Consider the following 15,387-nt stretch of genomic DNA (forward strand, 5'->3'; position numbering starts at 1 on the left):
TCCGTGCGCGCCTTGATTCCTCGAGTGCCAGCCGACGACAAACATCTTCTTGACAAATTAAATTGTCGGTTCTAGCCTCTTGGTCATGGGGAACATCGCGGTGATCGAGAACCCGGCCGCCCCCCAGAACCAGGTCAACCGTCACCTCAGAGGAGCGAGTTCCATGCGCATCGTGATTGTTCAGTTCATGACCTTGGACGGCGTCGTGCAGGCCCCGGGCGGAGCCGAGGAGGACACCGACGGCGGGTTCACCCACGGCGGCTGGTCGCACCCGTTCTTCGACCCGGAGGTGGCGGGTGGTGCCTTCGACGGCGCGATGGCCAATGCCGAGGCTCTGCTATTCGGGCGCCGCACGTGGCAGACGATGGCCTCGGCGTGGCCCGGGCGAGCCGGCGACCCGTTCGCCGACAAGATGAACGCCATATCGAAGTACGTCGTGTCCGAGACGGTCGGCGACGACAAGCTGACATGGAACACCACCCGCATCCCCGGCGCCGAGGCCGTCGCCCGCATCAGGGAACTGCGCGAGGCCGACGGCGGCGACCTTGTGGTCATGGGGAGCGCCGCGCTCGCGCGCACACTCCTGAGCGAGGGCCTGTTCGATGAGCTTCGGCTCGTCATCATGCCGGTGATCGTCGGCGGGGGTAAGACGATCTTCCCCGACACCGGCGTGCTGCACACGCTCAAGCTGGTCTCCACGATCACCAGTGACGCCGGCGTGCGCGCGTGCATCTACCAGCGGGTCAGCGAGGGGTGATCCGGGCGAAGCTGGTGCTGCGGACCTCATAAGGGGACGACGACCCCTCTGAAAGACACGCTCGCCCTTCATGGGTGGCTACCGGCCATCCGATGCGGGGATGTGGCGGTGCCGGCCGTACCTGGGTGCGTGCGGGAAAGGTAAAGGCCTTGGCGGGGAGTTTCCCTGGCCAAGGCCTTTGCTCGTGGAGCGGCCACTTCGATGTCCGCCGAGACGACCTGACCCACCGTTACCACCTTCGAGAAGTGGCAGGCGATGAAGGCCGGTCAACGCATCAGCAGTCGCAGATGAAGCCGTAGATTCCCCAGGCCCCGTTGATGGTCAGCTGGTACTTGTTCCCGTACAGTCCGTAGATCCCATGACGGAAGTTGGTGTTCGGCGACACCTTTCCTGATCCGACGCGAGCACCCGTCTCCCTGTCCCATACCTCCCAGTTGGCAATGGAGCTACCGGTGTCGATGCCGATCCACACTCGGTCGAGAGTGTGGTTCGCGGGTGTGTATCCGCTGGCGCACTTACCCGTCCACAGGTCGGGCCGGCAGGTGTTGTAGACCTGGGCGTTGGCGGGCTGGGTCGTCGCGACCACAGCGGCTGCCGCGGTGACCAGCGTAAGGAAAGCCATGGCGCCTCTGCGCACGATTCCTCCGGGGGGTGAGGTCGACTTCGAAACCTCAGCAAGTCTTACACCAGTCGTCCCCTTCGTACAGCTTTAGTACGGGATTAAATGCCCTTAACGGGCGGGCAAGAACGACGCTCAGTAGTAGCCGCTGATGACGACGGAGTTGAAGCCGCGCGTCTGGCCGCTGCGGGGGTCGGCCAGGTCGATGTGGCCGTACAACTCGTCGACGTAGCCGTCGAAGAACCCGTCGTCCTCGTTGAGCTGACCGAAGGTCGCCACCCGGTCGAACTCGGCCGACAGCCCGCCCTCCCAGGCAGCGCTCCAGGTGACCGGCACCGACACCAGGTTGTTGTCAGAGACAGGGTCGTCCCCGCGGATCTTCGCGGAGAACTCCTCCCCCGGGTGGTCGATGATGGCCTGGGCGTCCGCTCGGCTCATGTCCACGTCGATGCCGAGGTGGACGGCGATGTTCCCGTCGTCGAGCCGGTCGAGGCTGAAGCAGATCGCGTACCCGGTGCCGCTCTTGCACTTCAACTCGGGCGACGCCCTGGCCGATGTGGGTCCTGCCAGGCCTGCGCCGGCGAAGGCCACGACCGATAAGACGATCAGCATCCGGCCGGCGAGGGCGAACCGCATCCGGTGAATCGGGGAACGCAGAAGGGAACCGTGGTTGGTGTCCATGGCAGGGATCCTTGAGTCGAGCGACCTGAGGTCGCTGGTCCGTCCTACCTCTTCTGCGTTCCATCCCGTTCCATCCGGCTCCTGACCTGTCGGCGCTCATGGTCGCCGCCGAGCCGGCGTGCCGCCCGGTCAGACGCAGCGCAAGACGAACGACTCGCCCGTGCCGTCGTTCACGTTGTACGTGCTACCGGCCACCGAGCCGTCGTCAGAGGCGACCGTGAGCCACATGCTGTGCGTGGGCGACTTCGGGACGGCGTGGACGAACTGGCCGAGGCGCCAGATGCCCTCGCCGCCCCCCGTGGCCTCATCCGTGATCCCGGTGATCAGGCCGTCACGGTTGATGGCCCGGGTGTCGGAGCTCTTCGGCAGCACGCGCGGCACCCCATCGGTGTCCCACAGCACCCCGTAGCTCCGGTAAGGCGAGGTGTAGCTCACCCGGCCGATCACGCGCCCGTTCGAGATCTTGGTGGCGAACATGCCTGCCGCCCCGGAGATCTTGGCCAGGGGTGTGATCGTGCCGTTCCGCCACAGCGCCGGGCCGTCCGGGGTGCGCAGCAGCACCGTGCCGTCCTCGTCCGCGTGCTCGGGTTCGTACTTGTCAGGCAGGACGGTCTCGATCACCTGACCGGGACGATCCGCCGGCCAGCGCAGCAGGCGATGCACATACTGGGTGTCGACCCGGACCATGTTCCGGCCGGTGACATCGCCATTCTCATTGATGGTCAATGGCCGGAGGAATCCGTTGTTCGCCGGGCGGACGAGTTTCGTCGCCTGGCCATTCTTGATGAGCACCGCGTAGCTGGGTCCGTAATAAGGAGGGACGGCGATCCCGGTTCCGGCCAGCACGGTGCCCGACCGGGTCTCATCCGGCAGAATCGTGAACGGCTCGTCGCCGACCTTGGTGCCATAGTCGATGAACTGTCCGTTCCTCCAGGAAACACCGTGCCAGTAGCCATCGGCGAGCACGGCCCGGCCCGAGAAACCGCCCTGATGGTTCGTCGCCGTGACCTCTGATTGCCTGGTGCCCGAAGGCACGGCTAAGACGGATCGCGTCCAGGTGCACGCGGCACTGGTGGCGGCCGAGGCGGACGCGGCGCCCGACACCATCGTGCCCGAAGCCAGCAGTAGCACGGCCCCCGCCGCCGCATGGCCCAACCGGTTCATATTCATGGCATTCCCCTCTGAATTGACGCTGCTGGTGACCAGCGTAGGAGACACGGAATAACCAATTGGCTTTTCCTCGAACACATGGCAATTTCCAAGAAATTCACGGCACCGGGAAGGGTGGGCCGGCCGCGAGCTTCGGCACGGGGAGATCAGGGTCGAGACGGCCGTCCCGGTGTGGGTAGCATGCGGCATCATGACCGAAGCGCAGCCAGTGATCCGGCAGGTCTCCACTCACGTGGTTTACAGCAACGCGTGGATGACGGTACGAGAGGACAGGATCGAGCGTCCTGATGGCTCGCCCGGCGTGTACGGGTACGTGGTCAGGCCCGACTTCGTCCTGGTGATTCCGGAAGAGAACGATGGCTTTCACATCGTGGAGGAATACCGGTATCCGATCGGCCGCCGCACATGGAGTTTCCCGCAAGGGTCGGCGGAGGCCGAGACGCGTGAGGACGAGGCCCGGCGTGAGCTGGCAGAGGAGACCGGACTCCGTGCCGAGCGGCTGCGCCATCTAGGCCGTATGGACAACGCCCACGGGATGACCGATCAAGGGCTCCACGTCTACCTGGCCACCGGGCTCACCGAGGGGCAGACCGACCGCGAACACACCGAGCAGGACATGCGCCAGCGCTGGGTCCATCGCACAGAGTTCGTCCAGATGATTCTCAGCGGTTCGATCACCGACTCGTCTTCCATCGCGGCCTACATGCTCTGGCTGCTCCAGCAGAGGTGAAGGCGTTGCCGCCGGTGTCGGCGGCCTTGACACGCAAGGAGGCGAACCTGCCGCGCGCTGAGCGGATGCCAGGTCTCCGCGGACCAGGCCCCCTTGCCCGAGGGATGCACCAGCCGCTTCTCCGGGTCGATCCGCATGCCGATGCCGGTGCGCACGGAGACGCCGACCGGTGGCGATGACCGTCCTGAGAACCACTAACGGTCACCGATTTCATGATGGGGCCCTCTCCTTCGATCTTCACCGGAGCGGGACGCAAGAACAAGACTGTTTCTCACTGCTCACTCTTGTGAGACTGCCAGGCATGCCCACCCTGGACCCAGATGACTCTGCCGACCTCGTTCACCGGCTGTCGCATGTCCGCTGGATCGCCGGAGGCTCCGGCGCCGGAAAGAGCACCCTCGCCAGAATCCTGGCCGAACGGTACGACGTGCTCGTGTACGACGGCGATCTGGCCGAACGCGGCTACGTCCAGCGGTGTACTCCGCAGCGACAGCCCCACCTGTGGGAATTGCTGCACACGTCCCTGGAACGCAGGTGGATGGATCGCGCACCGGAGGAGGTCTTCCAGGCCATGCCCAGCCTGCACGGCGAGACATTCGGATTCGTCGTCGAAGACCTGCTCACCTTGCCCGCCGACCGTCCTGTGCTGGTCGACGACTTCCGTACCCTTCCTGCGGACGTCGCACCATTGTTGACGTGGCGCGGGCAAGCCGTATTTCTGCTCCCCACCCCTGAATTCCGGGGCCGTGCACTGGGCACCCGATTCGCCGACCCTGCCCGAGCGCGAGCCAACTGGGGAGACAGCGATCACGCCGGCGTGTTGGCGAAGCGACTGGCTCGTGACGAGCTCTGGGATGAAGAGGTACGGCGCCAGGCTCTCGAACTGGACGTGCCGGTCCTGGATATCGACGGTTCTCAAGACGTCGCTCAGCTGGCCGGCAAGCTGGCCGCGACGTTTCTTCTGGCAAGGGACTGATTCTGGTGGGTCGTCGAGCAAGCAAACGCATGGTTGACGATCAGGGCGATACGCGATCTCTTAGGTGAAGCGGCTGGGCTTTGTGGAGATCTTGACGCCATCCGCGCGGCAGGTTGCCATCGAGATAGCCGTATTTCATGCTCGTTTAGTAGGGAATGAGGGGTTGTGAGGGTTCTCCGGCATGCGGCCGCGGTGGCCGCGCTCCTGGTGGGCGCGGCCGGCATCCAAGTCGTCCAGGGCGGAGCGGCGCAGGCTGCCCTGCCCACCGCCGCCGTCGCGCTCGGCGACAGCTTCGTCAGCGGGGAGGGCGCAGGGGACTACCAGCCCGTCGTCGACGCCTCCGGGACGGCGCAGGCCTTCCCCGGCTGGTCGGCGGCCAACAGCAACGCCTACTTCTGCCACCGGTCGGCGAACGCCTCGTTGCTCAAGGCATCACTCCCCGGCATCCAGGACCGCTTCAACCTCGCGTGCTCCGGCGGCCAGCCCGCCGACGTCGCCAACCCCTCCAGCGCCCGCGCCAACGGCCGCTCGGTCGCCTCGCAACTCGACCAGCTACGCGCCGTCGCCCAGACCCACGACATCGACGTCGTCCTCGTCGGCCTCGGCTCCAACAACACCCAGTTCACCTTCGGCAACGTGGCCGAGCTGTGCGCCAACCGCTTCATCGCCGACGCCTGGACGGGCTGGTGGGAGTTCTGGGCCTACCTGAACGGCGAGGTGCCGCAGGAGCCGTGCGCCGTCTCGGATCTGGCCACCGACGCCCAGGTCGCCGCCGCCACCGCCGAGACCACCGCCGCCCTGCGCCAGATCCTCGACACCCTCGCCCAGATCGACGCCGACGGCGTCCACCGCGTGGTCCTGCAGACCTACACCAACCCGCTGCCGCTCGACGTCGCCCCGCAGTACCGGGACGAGGACGACCGCACCGACACCCGCGACAAGTTCCGCGCCCTCGGCGCCGAGCGGTACGCCGCCGGCTGCCCGATCCACCGCGCGAGCCTCGCCCCCGGGCACGTGTTCTCCCAGAACCTCGGCTCCCTGGTCAAGAACGCCTACACCACGCTGGCGGCCGAGCGTCCGACCGCCGACCTGCGCGTGCTGGACGTCCAGAAGGCCTTCGACGGCGCCCGGCTCTGCGAGAACCCCGGCAGCCCGACGGGCACGCTCGCCACGCCGCTCCGGGTGCAGGACGGGCCGTCCGGCACCTTCATCACCAGCCTGTCCGGCTGGGACAAGATCGGCATCCAGCGGCTGGCGAACACCTGCGTCACCTACTTCCAGACCTGCCAGGAGACATGGCACCCCAACGCCGCCGGCCATGCCGTCCTCGGCCAATGTCTGACCGGCGCCCTCACCGCTGCGCCACGCACGATCGTCACGTGCGCCCGTAACCCGAACGGCACGCTCACCATCTCCTGACGTCTCCTCTCGATGCGCGACAGCGCGCCCTGCCTCCGGGGCGCGCTGCCCTGCATGCCGCGACGGCCGCACTCGTGCCCTGCCGGCGCACCATGTCGCTGGCCAACAACAAGTTCGTCTCGGCGGAGTTCGGCTGGTCCGGGAGTAACGGCGGGATGCTGCGCGCCCGCGCCACCCAGGTCGGGCCCTGGGAGAGGTTCGAGATCTGCCAGGGCACCTTGTACGACACGATCAGGTCGACGTACATGAGCAAGTACGTGACCGCGGAGCTCGGCTACACGGGCGGTAACAAGGGGATGCTCCGCGCCCGCGCGTCCAGCCCGGGCGCCTGGGAGCAGCTCCGGGTCATTTCCTGCGGGACGGGCTGCGTGGCGATCCGGCGCGCCAACGTCCAGACCTACGTCTCCGCCGAACTGGGCAACACCGGCGACCGGTACGGGATGCTGCGCGCCCGCTCCAGCGCCATCGGGCCCTGGGAGAAGTTCCGGCTCCAGTAACGGCGAGGCCGACACCCAGGTCGCCGCCCCCTCCGGAACCTCGGGAGGGGGCGGCCATCCCGGGGCAGGCTGAGTGGTTCGGTGGCGCAGGTCCAGCAGGGCGGCTCCCGTCGGGATTTCCGGGCCTCGCCATCCCGAGAGCAGTGGCCGTTGCCGTCTTTCCTCATGCATCAGGTGCGTCCGATCACCTGGTCGGGTTCTCGGTGATCGTTCGACCGGTTCGCGTCCGGACACCGGTGTAAGTTCGTGCCGGAACGCAAGCCGGTACATGAGGAGGGCACCATGGGCATGATCCACATCGACCTGTTCGCGACGCTCGACCTGGTTGGCCAGGCGCCGGGTGATCCAGAGGAGGACCCTGACGGCTTCCCGTTCGGGGGATGGCAGGCGCCGTTGTTCGACGACACGGTCGGCCAGCAGGTCGGCGCCGGAATGGAGGGCATGGACGCCCTGCTCCTGGGCCGCAAGACCTACGACATCTTCGCCGCGTTCTGGCCGAACCAGGTCGACGGCGTCGACGGCGGGATCGCCACGCATTTCAACAGCATCCCGAAGTACGTCGCCTCGCGAGGCAACCCGGAGCTGGACTGGGCGGGCTCGACGCAGCTGGGACCCGACCTGGTGAGCGCCGTGCACGAGTTGCGTGACAAGCATGAGCACGTCCACGTGATCGGAAGCCTGAACCTGGTGCAGACCCTCCTGCGTGAGCGCCTCTTCGACCGGCTGGACCTGTGGGTCTACCCCATCGTGCTCGGCGTCGGCAAGAAGGTGTTCGCAGACGGCGCGGTGCCGGCCAACCTGGTGCTCCTCGAGCCGCCCGTCGCCTCGCCCAAAGGCGCCGTGCTCCTGCGTTACGGCCTCGGTGCGGGAACCCCCAGCGCCGGGGACATGCGACGCGAAGACCGCGGAGCCGATCCGAGCTGAACAGCGACCGTCGGTGGCGACCACGCCGCCGGCGGGTGTATCCGAGCCACGTTCACGGTGGCGCACAGCCGTAGTCGCCATGGCTGTGCTTCTCGCCATCGGTGCAGCAGGTGCTGTCTGGTTCCTCGGAATGCGCGCGCATGGTGTTCTTCCTCCACCGGGCGGCCCCTGGCCTGAGCAGCGTGGGTCTATGGTTCTGCAGTGCTCGGAGGAAGGATTGACGGCGGAACCCCAACCAATCGTCGAGAAGTTCCTTCGCTGGAACCGCGCCGGGCCGGCACCGTGCCCCTGGACAAGGCCGCGTACGCGTACCGCGCCTTCCGCGACGGCGCACAGCGCCGCCGATGGGTGCTCACGAGCCGAGGCCCGGCTCAACCCGGGCAACGGAATAACAGGATGAGCGGCTGGGGCCGGCACTTCTATCCTGTCGATCATGACGGTGGGTTTCCTGTTCTGCGCCGATCCGCTCCGGCCGCGGCGGGTCGATCCGCATTTCGAGACGCAGGCGCAAGCCGTACGGGATCTGGACGGGCGGCTGGCGCTGATCGACCATGACGCGGTCGTGGCCGGCCGTATCGCCGAGGCGGTGGCGCGGGTACCGAACGGGTTCGGCCCGGCATGGTATCGCGGCTGGATGCTGCGGGCCGAGCAGCCGGACTCGTGTTTTCACTTCCGGAGGCAGGTTGCCGATGCATCTACATCCAGGCGAGACCGAGACCGAGGCCGTTGGCTGGCGGGTGATGACCGTGCTCGACGTCGTCCGGCAGCTGCGCGATGCATCACCCGACGTCACCGGACGTCCGCGGGTGATCGCGATAGATGGCCGGGGCGGCGCTGGCAAGACGACCCTGGCCGAGCGGTTACGCAAGGTGGTGCCCAACTCCGCCATCGTGCACACCGACGACATCGCCTGGAACCACGCCTACTTCGACTGGGGCGCCGTGCTCGTCGAGAACATCCTGCAACCCCTGCACCGGGGTGAGGCGGTGGACTTCCGCCCTGATGCCTGGATCACCCACGACCGGCCCGGATCGATCACCATCCCCGCCGGTGCCGACGTCATCTGGGTCGAGGGCACCGGCATCATCCGCGAGGAGCTTGCCCCGTGGTTGGACGCCTCGGTGTGGATGCAGGGTGACCTCGATGAGCAAGAGCGCTTGCTGGTCGTCCGCGACGGCGACTCCCCTGAGCAGCTGGAGCACGTGGCGAAGTGGCTGCTGGAGGAACTGCCGTTCATCTTGCGAGAACAGCCGTGGGCCCGAGCCACCATGATCGTCGCCGGTCCTCCGCAGATGGACCACGACCCGGACACCGAGCTGGTCGTCGCCCCGCCGACCGGCTCTTAGGCCGGCCGACCCGCCCGCAGAACGCGGGTGAGCGGTTCGAGATCAACAACGCCGGGGTGGACCGTCCCGAGGAACTGATGGCGTGGACGGGCCACTCCAGCACCAAGGCACCAGATCAGAAGTTGGTGAGGGAGTAGAACCACCAGTAAGCGAGTAGCGCCATCAGGAGCAGGCCGGCGATGAAGATCCCCAATGTGATGCCGAAGAGTCTGCCGCCTGGACCCCGAAACCTCAAGAAGGCTCCTACGAGCGCCCCGAGCATGGGTAGTCCGATCGCGATGAGCACCGGAACAATGAACTGCCGCAGGCCGAACTCGCTGACCTCAATCACAATGCGGCGTACCGGCATGACCATAAGAATTGTGCTCAGCAAGATGAGGATGAAAGCGATGGGCTTGTAGTTCGGCCCGTTGGCATCCGATGGATCGGAGGTCACAGTGAATGGATGGTCGCACCGCTGTGTTCCAGCGTCAAGATTGGTGATTGGGTGCCCGCGTCATCAACCGTTAGCACCCGGTCTTTCGGCAGTTTCGGGATGTAGGGTCGGGGATATTCGGTGGCGTCCGGGAGGCCGAAGGGCCGACGATGCGGTGATGACTACCTCGGATGCGAGTGAGCCCGTTCCGACGCGGTGGACGAAGTCGACGGTGTACCGCGACATGTGGGTCGACCCGGACGACGATCCGCGCGAAACCGATGTCGAGGCCCTCGACGAACGCGGCATACTGCTCGACTATCTGCGCCACTACCCCCTGACCATGGAAATGAAATGCGCGGGCCTGGATGCCGAGCAGCTTGCCCGACGATCCGTACCACCGTCCACGATGTCCCTGCTCGGGCTGGTGCGGCACCTGACCGAGGGGGAGAGACACCTTCGCCGAGTCATGGCCGGAGAGGACGCGCCGAAGCTGTACTGCACCGACGAGGACCGTGACGGCGACTGGAACGGCGCGATCGCCGACCCGGCGGTCGTGGAGGACGCCTGGCGGCAGTGGCGGGCCGAGTAGAGCTCACCGACCAGTTCGTGGCGGGAGTCGCCGACCTCGGCACCCGGAACGCCGGCGTCTCCGACCTCGGCCCCGACGGGGCGGACTTGCAGCTTCGCGACATCCTGGTGGCGCAGATCGTCGAGTACGCGCGGCACTGCGGCCACGCCGACCTCCTGCGTGAGCGCATCGACGGCCGCGTCGGACAGTAAGCGCCGCGGGACAGGATGATCGCCGAAGGCATGGGGAGGCTCGTCGAAGAGGCACCGAAGTGTGAGGATCGCAGTCGATCGGGCACGTAGCGGGTGATCGAGAAGGTGCTGAAACGATCAAAGCCCGGGCCTGGGAGCGCGTCCCTGCCTGGGCTTCGGGGTGGAGCGGGTGGCGGGAATCGGACCCACGCTGTCAGCTTGGGAAGTCTTCTAGGACCGTATTTCCGGACCAGGGTTTCCGGTGAACCAGGTTTGGCGAAGACTGGGCGGCGTGGAATCACTGCCCTGCGGGCATGTCGCCCATGCCGGGCGGAGCCGGTTGTGCCCCCATCTGATCGGCGACGAACCGGCCGAGGAGTACATCGCCCTGCTGACCGGAGTAGGGATCCAGTACGACATGTGCTGCGTCGAGTGCGACCTGGCGACCGCCAGGGGTGACCAGGCACCGCTGCTGGAGGCCTGTGAGGGGTGTGTGGCTCGCCTCGAGGACGACATGTGGGCGCTGCAGGGCTGGCGTGGCACGTCTAGCGTCCTGGAGCGGCCCGAACCGGTGGACGCGACCGTGATGGAGGTGGAGATCCGCCGCAGCCTCGGCCCAGTCGTGGACCTGGCCCCGGTGACCGACGGAACTCAGCCGGTGTGGATCGTACTCACCCATAGCGGCTGGCTGGTGCGGCTCGACGCCGGGTCAGGCGACTGGGTTCCGATCGCGAGAAGCACGCTCCCCGACAAGCCCGAACACGCCTCTCGCGGGGCGAAGGCCAGGCGGCGGCTCCACGTATCGCCGAAGGGAGACGTCGCGGCCATCGTCCACGACTACGGCCGGCACGGCCAGGTGGTCGACCTGAGATCCGGTAAGGTCACGATGCAGCTGGACGGCGGGGATTACCACCCCGAGACCGTGCCTTTCGCGCTGTGCTTCACCGACTTCGGCGCGCGGACCGTGATGATTCATCGTTCCGGATGGAACCGGCTCGACGTCTCCGATCCCCAGACCGGTGAACTGCTGATCGCCCGGGAATCCAAGAAGAGCGAAGCGGCGCGAGCACGGGACCACCGTCTGGACTACTTCCACGGCAGGCTGCACATCTCACCGGATGGCCGATGGGTCGCCGACGATGGATGGGTGTGGCACCCGGTGGGGATTCCACGTCTCTGGGATGTCCACCGATGGCTGAACGCCAATCCGTGGGAGTCGGAGGATGGTCCCTCCGTGCGCAATCTGTGCGACCGGGTTTATCACTGGGATTCCCCGATGTGCTGGGTCGCCGACGACCTGCTCGCGATCAGCGGGATCGGCAGCGACTATGAAATGCTTCTCCCCGGCGTGCGGATATTCAACGCCGGCACAGGCCTCGAGCTGATTCGCATCGGCGGGCCGAGGGGTGCGCTGTTCGCGCAGCACGGGCGGCTGTTCAGCGTTGCGCCGGACGGGCTGGAGATGTGGGATCCATACACCGGCGAGCGAACCGCGACCGTCCCCGGCTTCGCCCCGACCCATCACCATCCGGGAGCGGGCGAGTTGATGTGCGTACGTGACGACCGGCACCTCACCCGATGGCGCATCCCCCGGTTCTGATGCGTCCACGCTCCAGAATGAGTCGCCGGATACGGCTTGCGTAGACGAGCGAGCTTGTCTCGCGGTGGGATGTTCGATTGCCTGCGACTTCCTGATCCGATTGATCGCCCAGCTTGTGGGCGGCCTTCCGGCGGCGGAGTGCTCCCTCCGGAGACGTCCCGACGGGGCAGGAGGTGGAGTCAGGAGAGGGCGGAGCGACACCGGCTGGTTACGCACAGCCCTGTTTTCCGCGGCCACTGGTCACCCCGGTAAGCGCGTTATAAGGTGCGTACAGGTTTGGCGAATCTTACCGGACCGAAACACCCATGCACTCTTGGTAGGAGGACTCATGGCAATAGCGAAAAAAGCCTTTGCGACCGTGGCTCTTTGTGCGTCGGCGCTCCTGCCGGCTGTTGTCGCACCGACGCCGGCATTCGCCGCGAACACCTGTAACTTCCCGACGCAGGCCACGCCCCCCAGCAAGTTCATCAGGAGCTACGGCAACTGCAACGACTGTAAGGCCAAAGCCGGGGTGAATTTGCAGGGTTATAGGACTTACTGCACCTACAACCCGAGCAATAACCTGAACGACCTCCACATGTACCTCATCCGGGTCTGGTAACCGGAAGAACTGACGGCCCCCGGGCCGACATCCGGAGAGCCTCGTCGATGAGCACGAGCGTCTGCCCGCGGGGCAGGCGCTCTTGTCATGCGGCCCCTCGCCGGCCCGGCCCTCGTCACCATCGGCCTGCTCGGCGCCGCGACGGCGTGTGTCGGAGTCGGTGACAGGGGTGAGGGACACTCGACCAGCGATGAGGACGGGGTACTACCCCGCCCCTGCACGGTCCCAGCAACCTGCGGAGGACAGGTAGTCGGCGGGCCTAGCTTGTCCATCGATCCGGTAACGCAACAGCGCCGGGGTTCGAATCCCTTCGGGCGCGCATCTCCCCAGGTGAGCTGGGTCTCGGCTCCAAGATCAAGCCCATTTTCAGTGGACCTTGTGCCGTGCGCGTGCGTCCATGCCCACCGCGTCGTCGTGAACCAGGCGACCCCGGCACGTGCCAGGCGGTCGCGCACCCGTGCCCACTCCGGCGCACCCCACCCACTCCGGCGGACCCGCGCCCTCCTCGCCGTACCGCGCGTCGTGCTCCGCCACCCGGATCCGTCACTGGATCGGCCATGCCGGCCGACTCTGGTGATGAGTTGTCGCGCCCGCACCCGTCATAACTACGACGGGACACGACGAGGCGGAAGGATGACGTGATGAGTGCGGACACGCGACTGGAGGAGCTGGACGTGAGCGGTCTGGGCGAGGGCGGTCTGGGCGGGAGCGGTCTGGGTGAGGTCGACGAGCCGGCGTTCTCGGGGCTGGCGGAGCGGCACCGGCGGGAGCTGCACGTGCACTGCTACCGGATGCTCGGGTCGTTCGAGGACGCCGAGGACACCGTGCAGGAGACGTTCCTCCGTGCCTGGCGGCGGCGGGAGACCTTCGAGGGGCGGTCGACGTTCCGGGCCTGGCTGTACCGGATCGCCACCAACGCCTGCCTGGACCTGCTCGCCAAGTGCCGCCCGGAGCCTGCGACCGGCGGCGAGGTGCTGTGGCTGCAGCCCTACCCGGACCGGCTGCTCGACGAGCTGCCTGCGGGCGACGCGGACGAGCCGGAGGCCGTCGCCGTCGCGCGGGAGACGATCGAGCTGGCGTACCTGGTCGCAGTCCAGCACCTCGCGCCGCGCCCGCGGGCCGTGCTGATCCTGCGGGACGTGCTCGGCTGGCCGGCGAAGGACGTCGCGGAGCTCCTCGGGGACTCCGTCAACTCCGTGAACAGCGCGCTGCAGCGGGCCCGCGCCGGCATGCGGGAGCACCTGCCCGCCGAGCGGCAGGACTGGACCGGCGGCGAGGAGGACGCCGGGACGCGCGAGCTGGTGCGCCGCTATACCGACGCCAGCGTGGCCACGGACCTCGAAGGGCTCGCCGCACTGCTGCGGGACGACGTCCGCTGCTCGATGCCGCCCACGCCGGGCCTGTACGTCGGCCGCGACGCGGTGGTGAACGACTGGGTCGAGAGCGGCTTCGAGAGCATGAAGCACCTGCGCGCCGTCCCCACCTCCGTGAACCGGCAGCCCGCCGTCGCCTTCTACCTGTGGCGGAAGCGGGAGGGCGCGTTCCTGCCGCTGACGATCGACGTCCTGCGCGTCACCCGCGGGGCGATCACCGAGATCGTCACGTTCCACGACGACCAGTTCCCGCGGCTCGGGCTGCCGGAGCGCCTGCCGGCGGACGGCACGGAGTAGTCCCGTGTGGACGCTCGCGCTGCGCGGCGGCGCGCGTGTCGCGGTGGTCGCGGCGCAGTGGTGCGACGCGTTCTGCGTCGTCACCCGCGGGCGGGTGCAGTTGGAGCTGCGCGACGGCGAGCCCGGGCCGGTCCTCGGACGCGACGCCGGGTTCTGGCTCCGCGGCACCGGCGTTCGCGCCCTGCGGAACCCCGGCCGTCGAACGGCGAGGGTGCGCATCGTCACGCGGCAGGGCCAGGACCGTCACATACCAGTCAACACACCCTGTACGCCGGTTACCGAATGATGGAGGAACGACATGAACAGCATGAATGACACCGGGGTGGTCGCAGGCCCGGCATCGGGCCAGACCAGCCACACCCACCGACTCCGCGGGCTCGCCGTCACCGGCTTCCTTGCCACGCTCGCGGCGATGGTGGCCACCACCCTCGCCGCCGCGCTTGCCCAGGCCGTTGGCGTCGACTTCGAGGTTCCCGATGGTGGCGAGACGATCCCGTTGCCCGGGTTCGCCGTGGTGACCGGCTTCTTCTCGGTCGTGGGCATCGTCATTGCCGTCGCTCTTCTTCGTTGGAGCGCTCGCCCCGTCGAGCGATTCGTGTGGACGGCAGTGTCGCTGACCGCGATCTCGTTGGTCCCGCCTCTCCTCTCCGGGGCGAACACCGCCACCACCATCGCCCTCCTCGGGCTACACCTCGTCCCTGCGGCGGTGATGATCCCCACCCTGGCGCGGAGCCTCCGCATCCGGACCGGCGGCCACACTGGGTCGTCTGCCGTGAGCACCTGACCGGGTTGGGGGTGCGGACTGAGGTGCGCCCAACATGAGTGCGTTGATGGGTGCAGTGATCGGGGTTGGCGGTGTGGGGGTTCGTGCGAGGGTGGTGCTACTTCTGGCAGTTCGCTGAGAAGTGGCAGCCGCCTCACCCGTCCAACGTGGGTGGCCCCAGAGTTCGGCCCTACTCGGCTGCCCCTTGTCGGTGCACTTCCAAGGCCGGTCGGCCGCAGGGCTTCGGCGTAGTCGGGTGGCGTCCGATTCGCGCCCATGCAGGCCAACTTCGACGAGATCAAGATGGTTCGCGCGAATGCCATGCCATGGGAGGGGCGACGGAGTCCCGCCACGGCGCGAAACTGCCGCCAACCCTCCGTCCCAGCTCTTGCTTCACGTATCGAAAGTCGATAGGTTTTCATCGTAAGTCGATGGAAGGAAAGTTATGGGAGAGCTG

Annotated in this window: 17 protein-coding genes and 1 pseudogene; 13 read left to right on the forward strand and 5 right to left on the reverse strand. The window is 67.2% G+C overall.

The window, feature by feature from the left end; translation table 11 throughout:
• Positions 1–163 precede the first annotated feature (163 nt).
• Positions 164–757, forward strand: coding sequence for a dihydrofolate reductase family protein (locus ABD810_RS06195; RefSeq protein WP_344935281.1), 594 nt, complete (start codon positions 164–166; stop codon positions 755–757).
• Positions 758–1,031: 274 nt separating this feature from the next.
• On the opposite strand, the gene ABD810_RS06200 is transcribed toward ABD810_RS06195, so the two are convergent.
• The 3 genes from ABD810_RS06200 to ABD810_RS06210 all read right to left on the reverse strand — a co-directional run bounded on the left by ABD810_RS06200 (position 1,032) and on the right by ABD810_RS06210 (position 3,305).
• Positions 1,032–1,379, reverse strand: a complete 348-nt coding sequence (locus ABD810_RS06200; protein WP_344935284.1) for a hypothetical protein — start codon at positions 1,377–1,379, stop codon at positions 1,032–1,034.
• A gap of 132 nt (positions 1,380–1,511) precedes the next feature.
• Entirely contained in the window at positions 1,512–2,057 is a 546-nt protein-coding gene (locus tag ABD810_RS06205) for a hypothetical protein (RefSeq protein ID WP_344935287.1), read from the reverse strand.
• A gap of 129 nt (positions 2,058–2,186) precedes the next feature.
• Complete coding sequence (locus ABD810_RS06210) at positions 2,187–3,305, reverse strand: hypothetical protein (protein ID WP_344935289.1); 1,119 nt, start codon at positions 3,303–3,305, stop codon at positions 2,187–2,189.
• Positions 3,306–3,417: 112 nt separating this feature from the next.
• Between ABD810_RS06210 and ABD810_RS06215 the strand changes: the two genes are divergently transcribed.
• The 5 genes from ABD810_RS06215 (at position 3,418) to ABD810_RS06235 (ending at position 7,773) form a co-directional block, all read left to right on the forward strand.
• Complete coding sequence (locus ABD810_RS06215) at positions 3,418–3,957, forward strand: NUDIX domain-containing protein (protein ID WP_344935291.1); 540 nt, start codon at positions 3,418–3,420, stop codon at positions 3,955–3,957.
• 301 nt (positions 3,958–4,258) lie between these two features.
• The gene (locus tag ABD810_RS06220; RefSeq protein WP_344935292.1) at positions 4,259–4,933 is read left to right on the forward strand and encodes a hypothetical protein; all 675 of its coding nucleotides are present in this window, start codon (positions 4,259–4,261) and stop codon (positions 4,931–4,933) included.
• 165 nt (positions 4,934–5,098) lie between these two features.
• Positions 5,099–6,352 (forward strand): SGNH/GDSL hydrolase family protein, encoded by a 1,254-nt coding sequence (locus ABD810_RS06225; protein WP_344935294.1) that lies wholly within the window; start codon positions 5,099–5,101, stop codon positions 6,350–6,352.
• A gap of 74 nt (positions 6,353–6,426) precedes the next feature.
• Positions 6,427–6,849: a fascin domain-containing protein gene (locus tag ABD810_RS06230; protein WP_344935297.1), complete on the forward strand. Its 423-nt coding sequence runs from the start codon at positions 6,427–6,429 to the stop codon at positions 6,847–6,849.
• A 282-nt stretch (positions 6,850–7,131) separates the two neighbouring features.
• Positions 7,132–7,773, forward strand: coding sequence for a dihydrofolate reductase family protein (locus ABD810_RS06235; protein WP_344935301.1), 642 nt, complete (start codon positions 7,132–7,134; stop codon positions 7,771–7,773).
• Between the two features lie 352 nt (positions 7,774–8,125).
• On the opposite strand, the gene ABD810_RS06240 is transcribed toward ABD810_RS06235, so the two are convergent.
• Positions 8,126–8,326: a hypothetical protein gene (locus ABD810_RS06240; protein ID WP_344935305.1), complete on the reverse strand. Its 201-nt coding sequence runs from the start codon at positions 8,324–8,326 to the stop codon at positions 8,126–8,128.
• Positions 8,327–8,462: 136 nt separating this feature from the next.
• Here ABD810_RS06240 and ABD810_RS06245 point away from each other — a divergent pair, with 136 nt between their 5' ends.
• The gene (locus ABD810_RS06245; protein ID WP_344935307.1) at positions 8,463–9,119 is read left to right on the forward strand and encodes a uridine kinase family protein; all 657 of its coding nucleotides are present in this window, start codon (positions 8,463–8,465) and stop codon (positions 9,117–9,119) included.
• A gap of 115 nt (positions 9,120–9,234) precedes the next feature.
• Here ABD810_RS06245 and ABD810_RS06250 read toward each other — a convergent pair whose 3' ends face one another.
• Positions 9,235–9,555 (reverse strand): hypothetical protein, encoded by a 321-nt coding sequence (locus ABD810_RS06250; RefSeq protein ID WP_344935309.1) that lies wholly within the window; start codon positions 9,553–9,555, stop codon positions 9,235–9,237.
• Between the two features lie 328 nt (positions 9,556–9,883).
• On the opposite strand from ABD810_RS06250, the pseudogene ABD810_RS06255 reads away from it, so the two are divergent.
• The 6 genes and pseudogenes from ABD810_RS06255 to ABD810_RS06280 all read left to right on the forward strand — a co-directional run bounded on the left by ABD810_RS06255 (position 9,884) and on the right by ABD810_RS06280 (position 14,951).
• Positions 9,884–10,317: pseudogene (locus tag ABD810_RS06255) on the forward strand (DinB family protein).
• Between the two features lie 271 nt (positions 10,318–10,588).
• Positions 10,589–11,896 (forward strand): YncE family protein, encoded by a 1,308-nt coding sequence (locus ABD810_RS06260; RefSeq protein WP_344935311.1) that lies wholly within the window; start codon positions 10,589–10,591, stop codon positions 11,894–11,896.
• 328 nt (positions 11,897–12,224) lie between these two features.
• Positions 12,225–12,497: a hypothetical protein gene (locus tag ABD810_RS06265; protein WP_344935313.1), complete on the forward strand. Its 273-nt coding sequence runs from the start codon at positions 12,225–12,227 to the stop codon at positions 12,495–12,497.
• 641 nt (positions 12,498–13,138) lie between these two features.
• Entirely contained in the window at positions 13,139–14,167 is a 1,029-nt protein-coding gene (locus tag ABD810_RS06270) for an RNA polymerase subunit sigma-70 (protein WP_344935316.1), read from the forward strand.
• Positions 14,168–14,171: 4 nt separating this feature from the next.
• Positions 14,172–14,453, forward strand: coding sequence for a hypothetical protein (locus ABD810_RS06275; protein WP_344935319.1), 282 nt, complete (start codon positions 14,172–14,174; stop codon positions 14,451–14,453).
• Between the two features lie 12 nt (positions 14,454–14,465).
• Positions 14,466–14,951: a DUF6069 family protein gene (locus ABD810_RS06280; protein WP_344935322.1), complete on the forward strand. Its 486-nt coding sequence runs from the start codon at positions 14,466–14,468 to the stop codon at positions 14,949–14,951.
• The last annotated feature ends 436 nt before the right edge of the window (positions 14,952–15,387 follow it).

The organism is Sphaerisporangium flaviroseum (genome assembly GCF_039537005.1).
GTDB classification, from domain to species: Bacteria; Actinomycetota; Actinomycetes; order Streptosporangiales; family Streptosporangiaceae; genus Sphaerisporangium; species Sphaerisporangium flaviroseum.

Bases quoted from the DNA above. Each gene is read 5' to 3' on its own strand.
- ABD810_RS06195 (WP_344935281.1), top strand. From the start codon at position 164: ATGCGCATCGTGATTGTTCAGTTCATGACCTTGGACGGCGTCGTGCAG.
- ABD810_RS06200 (WP_344935284.1), bottom strand. From the start codon at position 1,379: ATGGCTTTCCTTACGCTGGTCACCGCGGCAGCCGCTGTGGTCGCGACG.
- ABD810_RS06205 (WP_344935287.1), bottom strand. From the start codon at position 2,057: ATGGACACCAACCACGGTTCCCTTCTGCGTTCCCCGATTCACCGGATG.
- ABD810_RS06215 (WP_344935291.1), top strand. From the start codon at position 3,418: ATGACCGAAGCGCAGCCAGTGATCCGGCAGGTCTCCACTCACGTGGTT.
- ABD810_RS06220 (WP_344935292.1), top strand. From the start codon at position 4,259: ATGCCCACCCTGGACCCAGATGACTCTGCCGACCTCGTTCACCGGCTG.
- ABD810_RS06235 (WP_344935301.1), top strand. From the start codon at position 7,132: ATGGGCATGATCCACATCGACCTGTTCGCGACGCTCGACCTGGTTGGC.
- ABD810_RS06240 (WP_344935305.1), bottom strand. From the start codon at position 8,326: ATGGTCGATCAGCGCCAGCCGCCCGTCCAGATCCCGTACGGCTTGCGC.
- ABD810_RS06245 (WP_344935307.1), top strand. From the start codon at position 8,463: ATGCATCTACATCCAGGCGAGACCGAGACCGAGGCCGTTGGCTGGCGG.
- ABD810_RS06265 (WP_344935313.1), top strand. From the start codon at position 12,225: ATGGCAATAGCGAAAAAAGCCTTTGCGACCGTGGCTCTTTGTGCGTCG.
- ABD810_RS06270 (WP_344935316.1), top strand. From the start codon at position 13,139: ATGAGTGCGGACACGCGACTGGAGGAGCTGGACGTGAGCGGTCTGGGC.
- ABD810_RS06280 (WP_344935322.1), top strand. From the start codon at position 14,466: ATGAACAGCATGAATGACACCGGGGTGGTCGCAGGCCCGGCATCGGGC.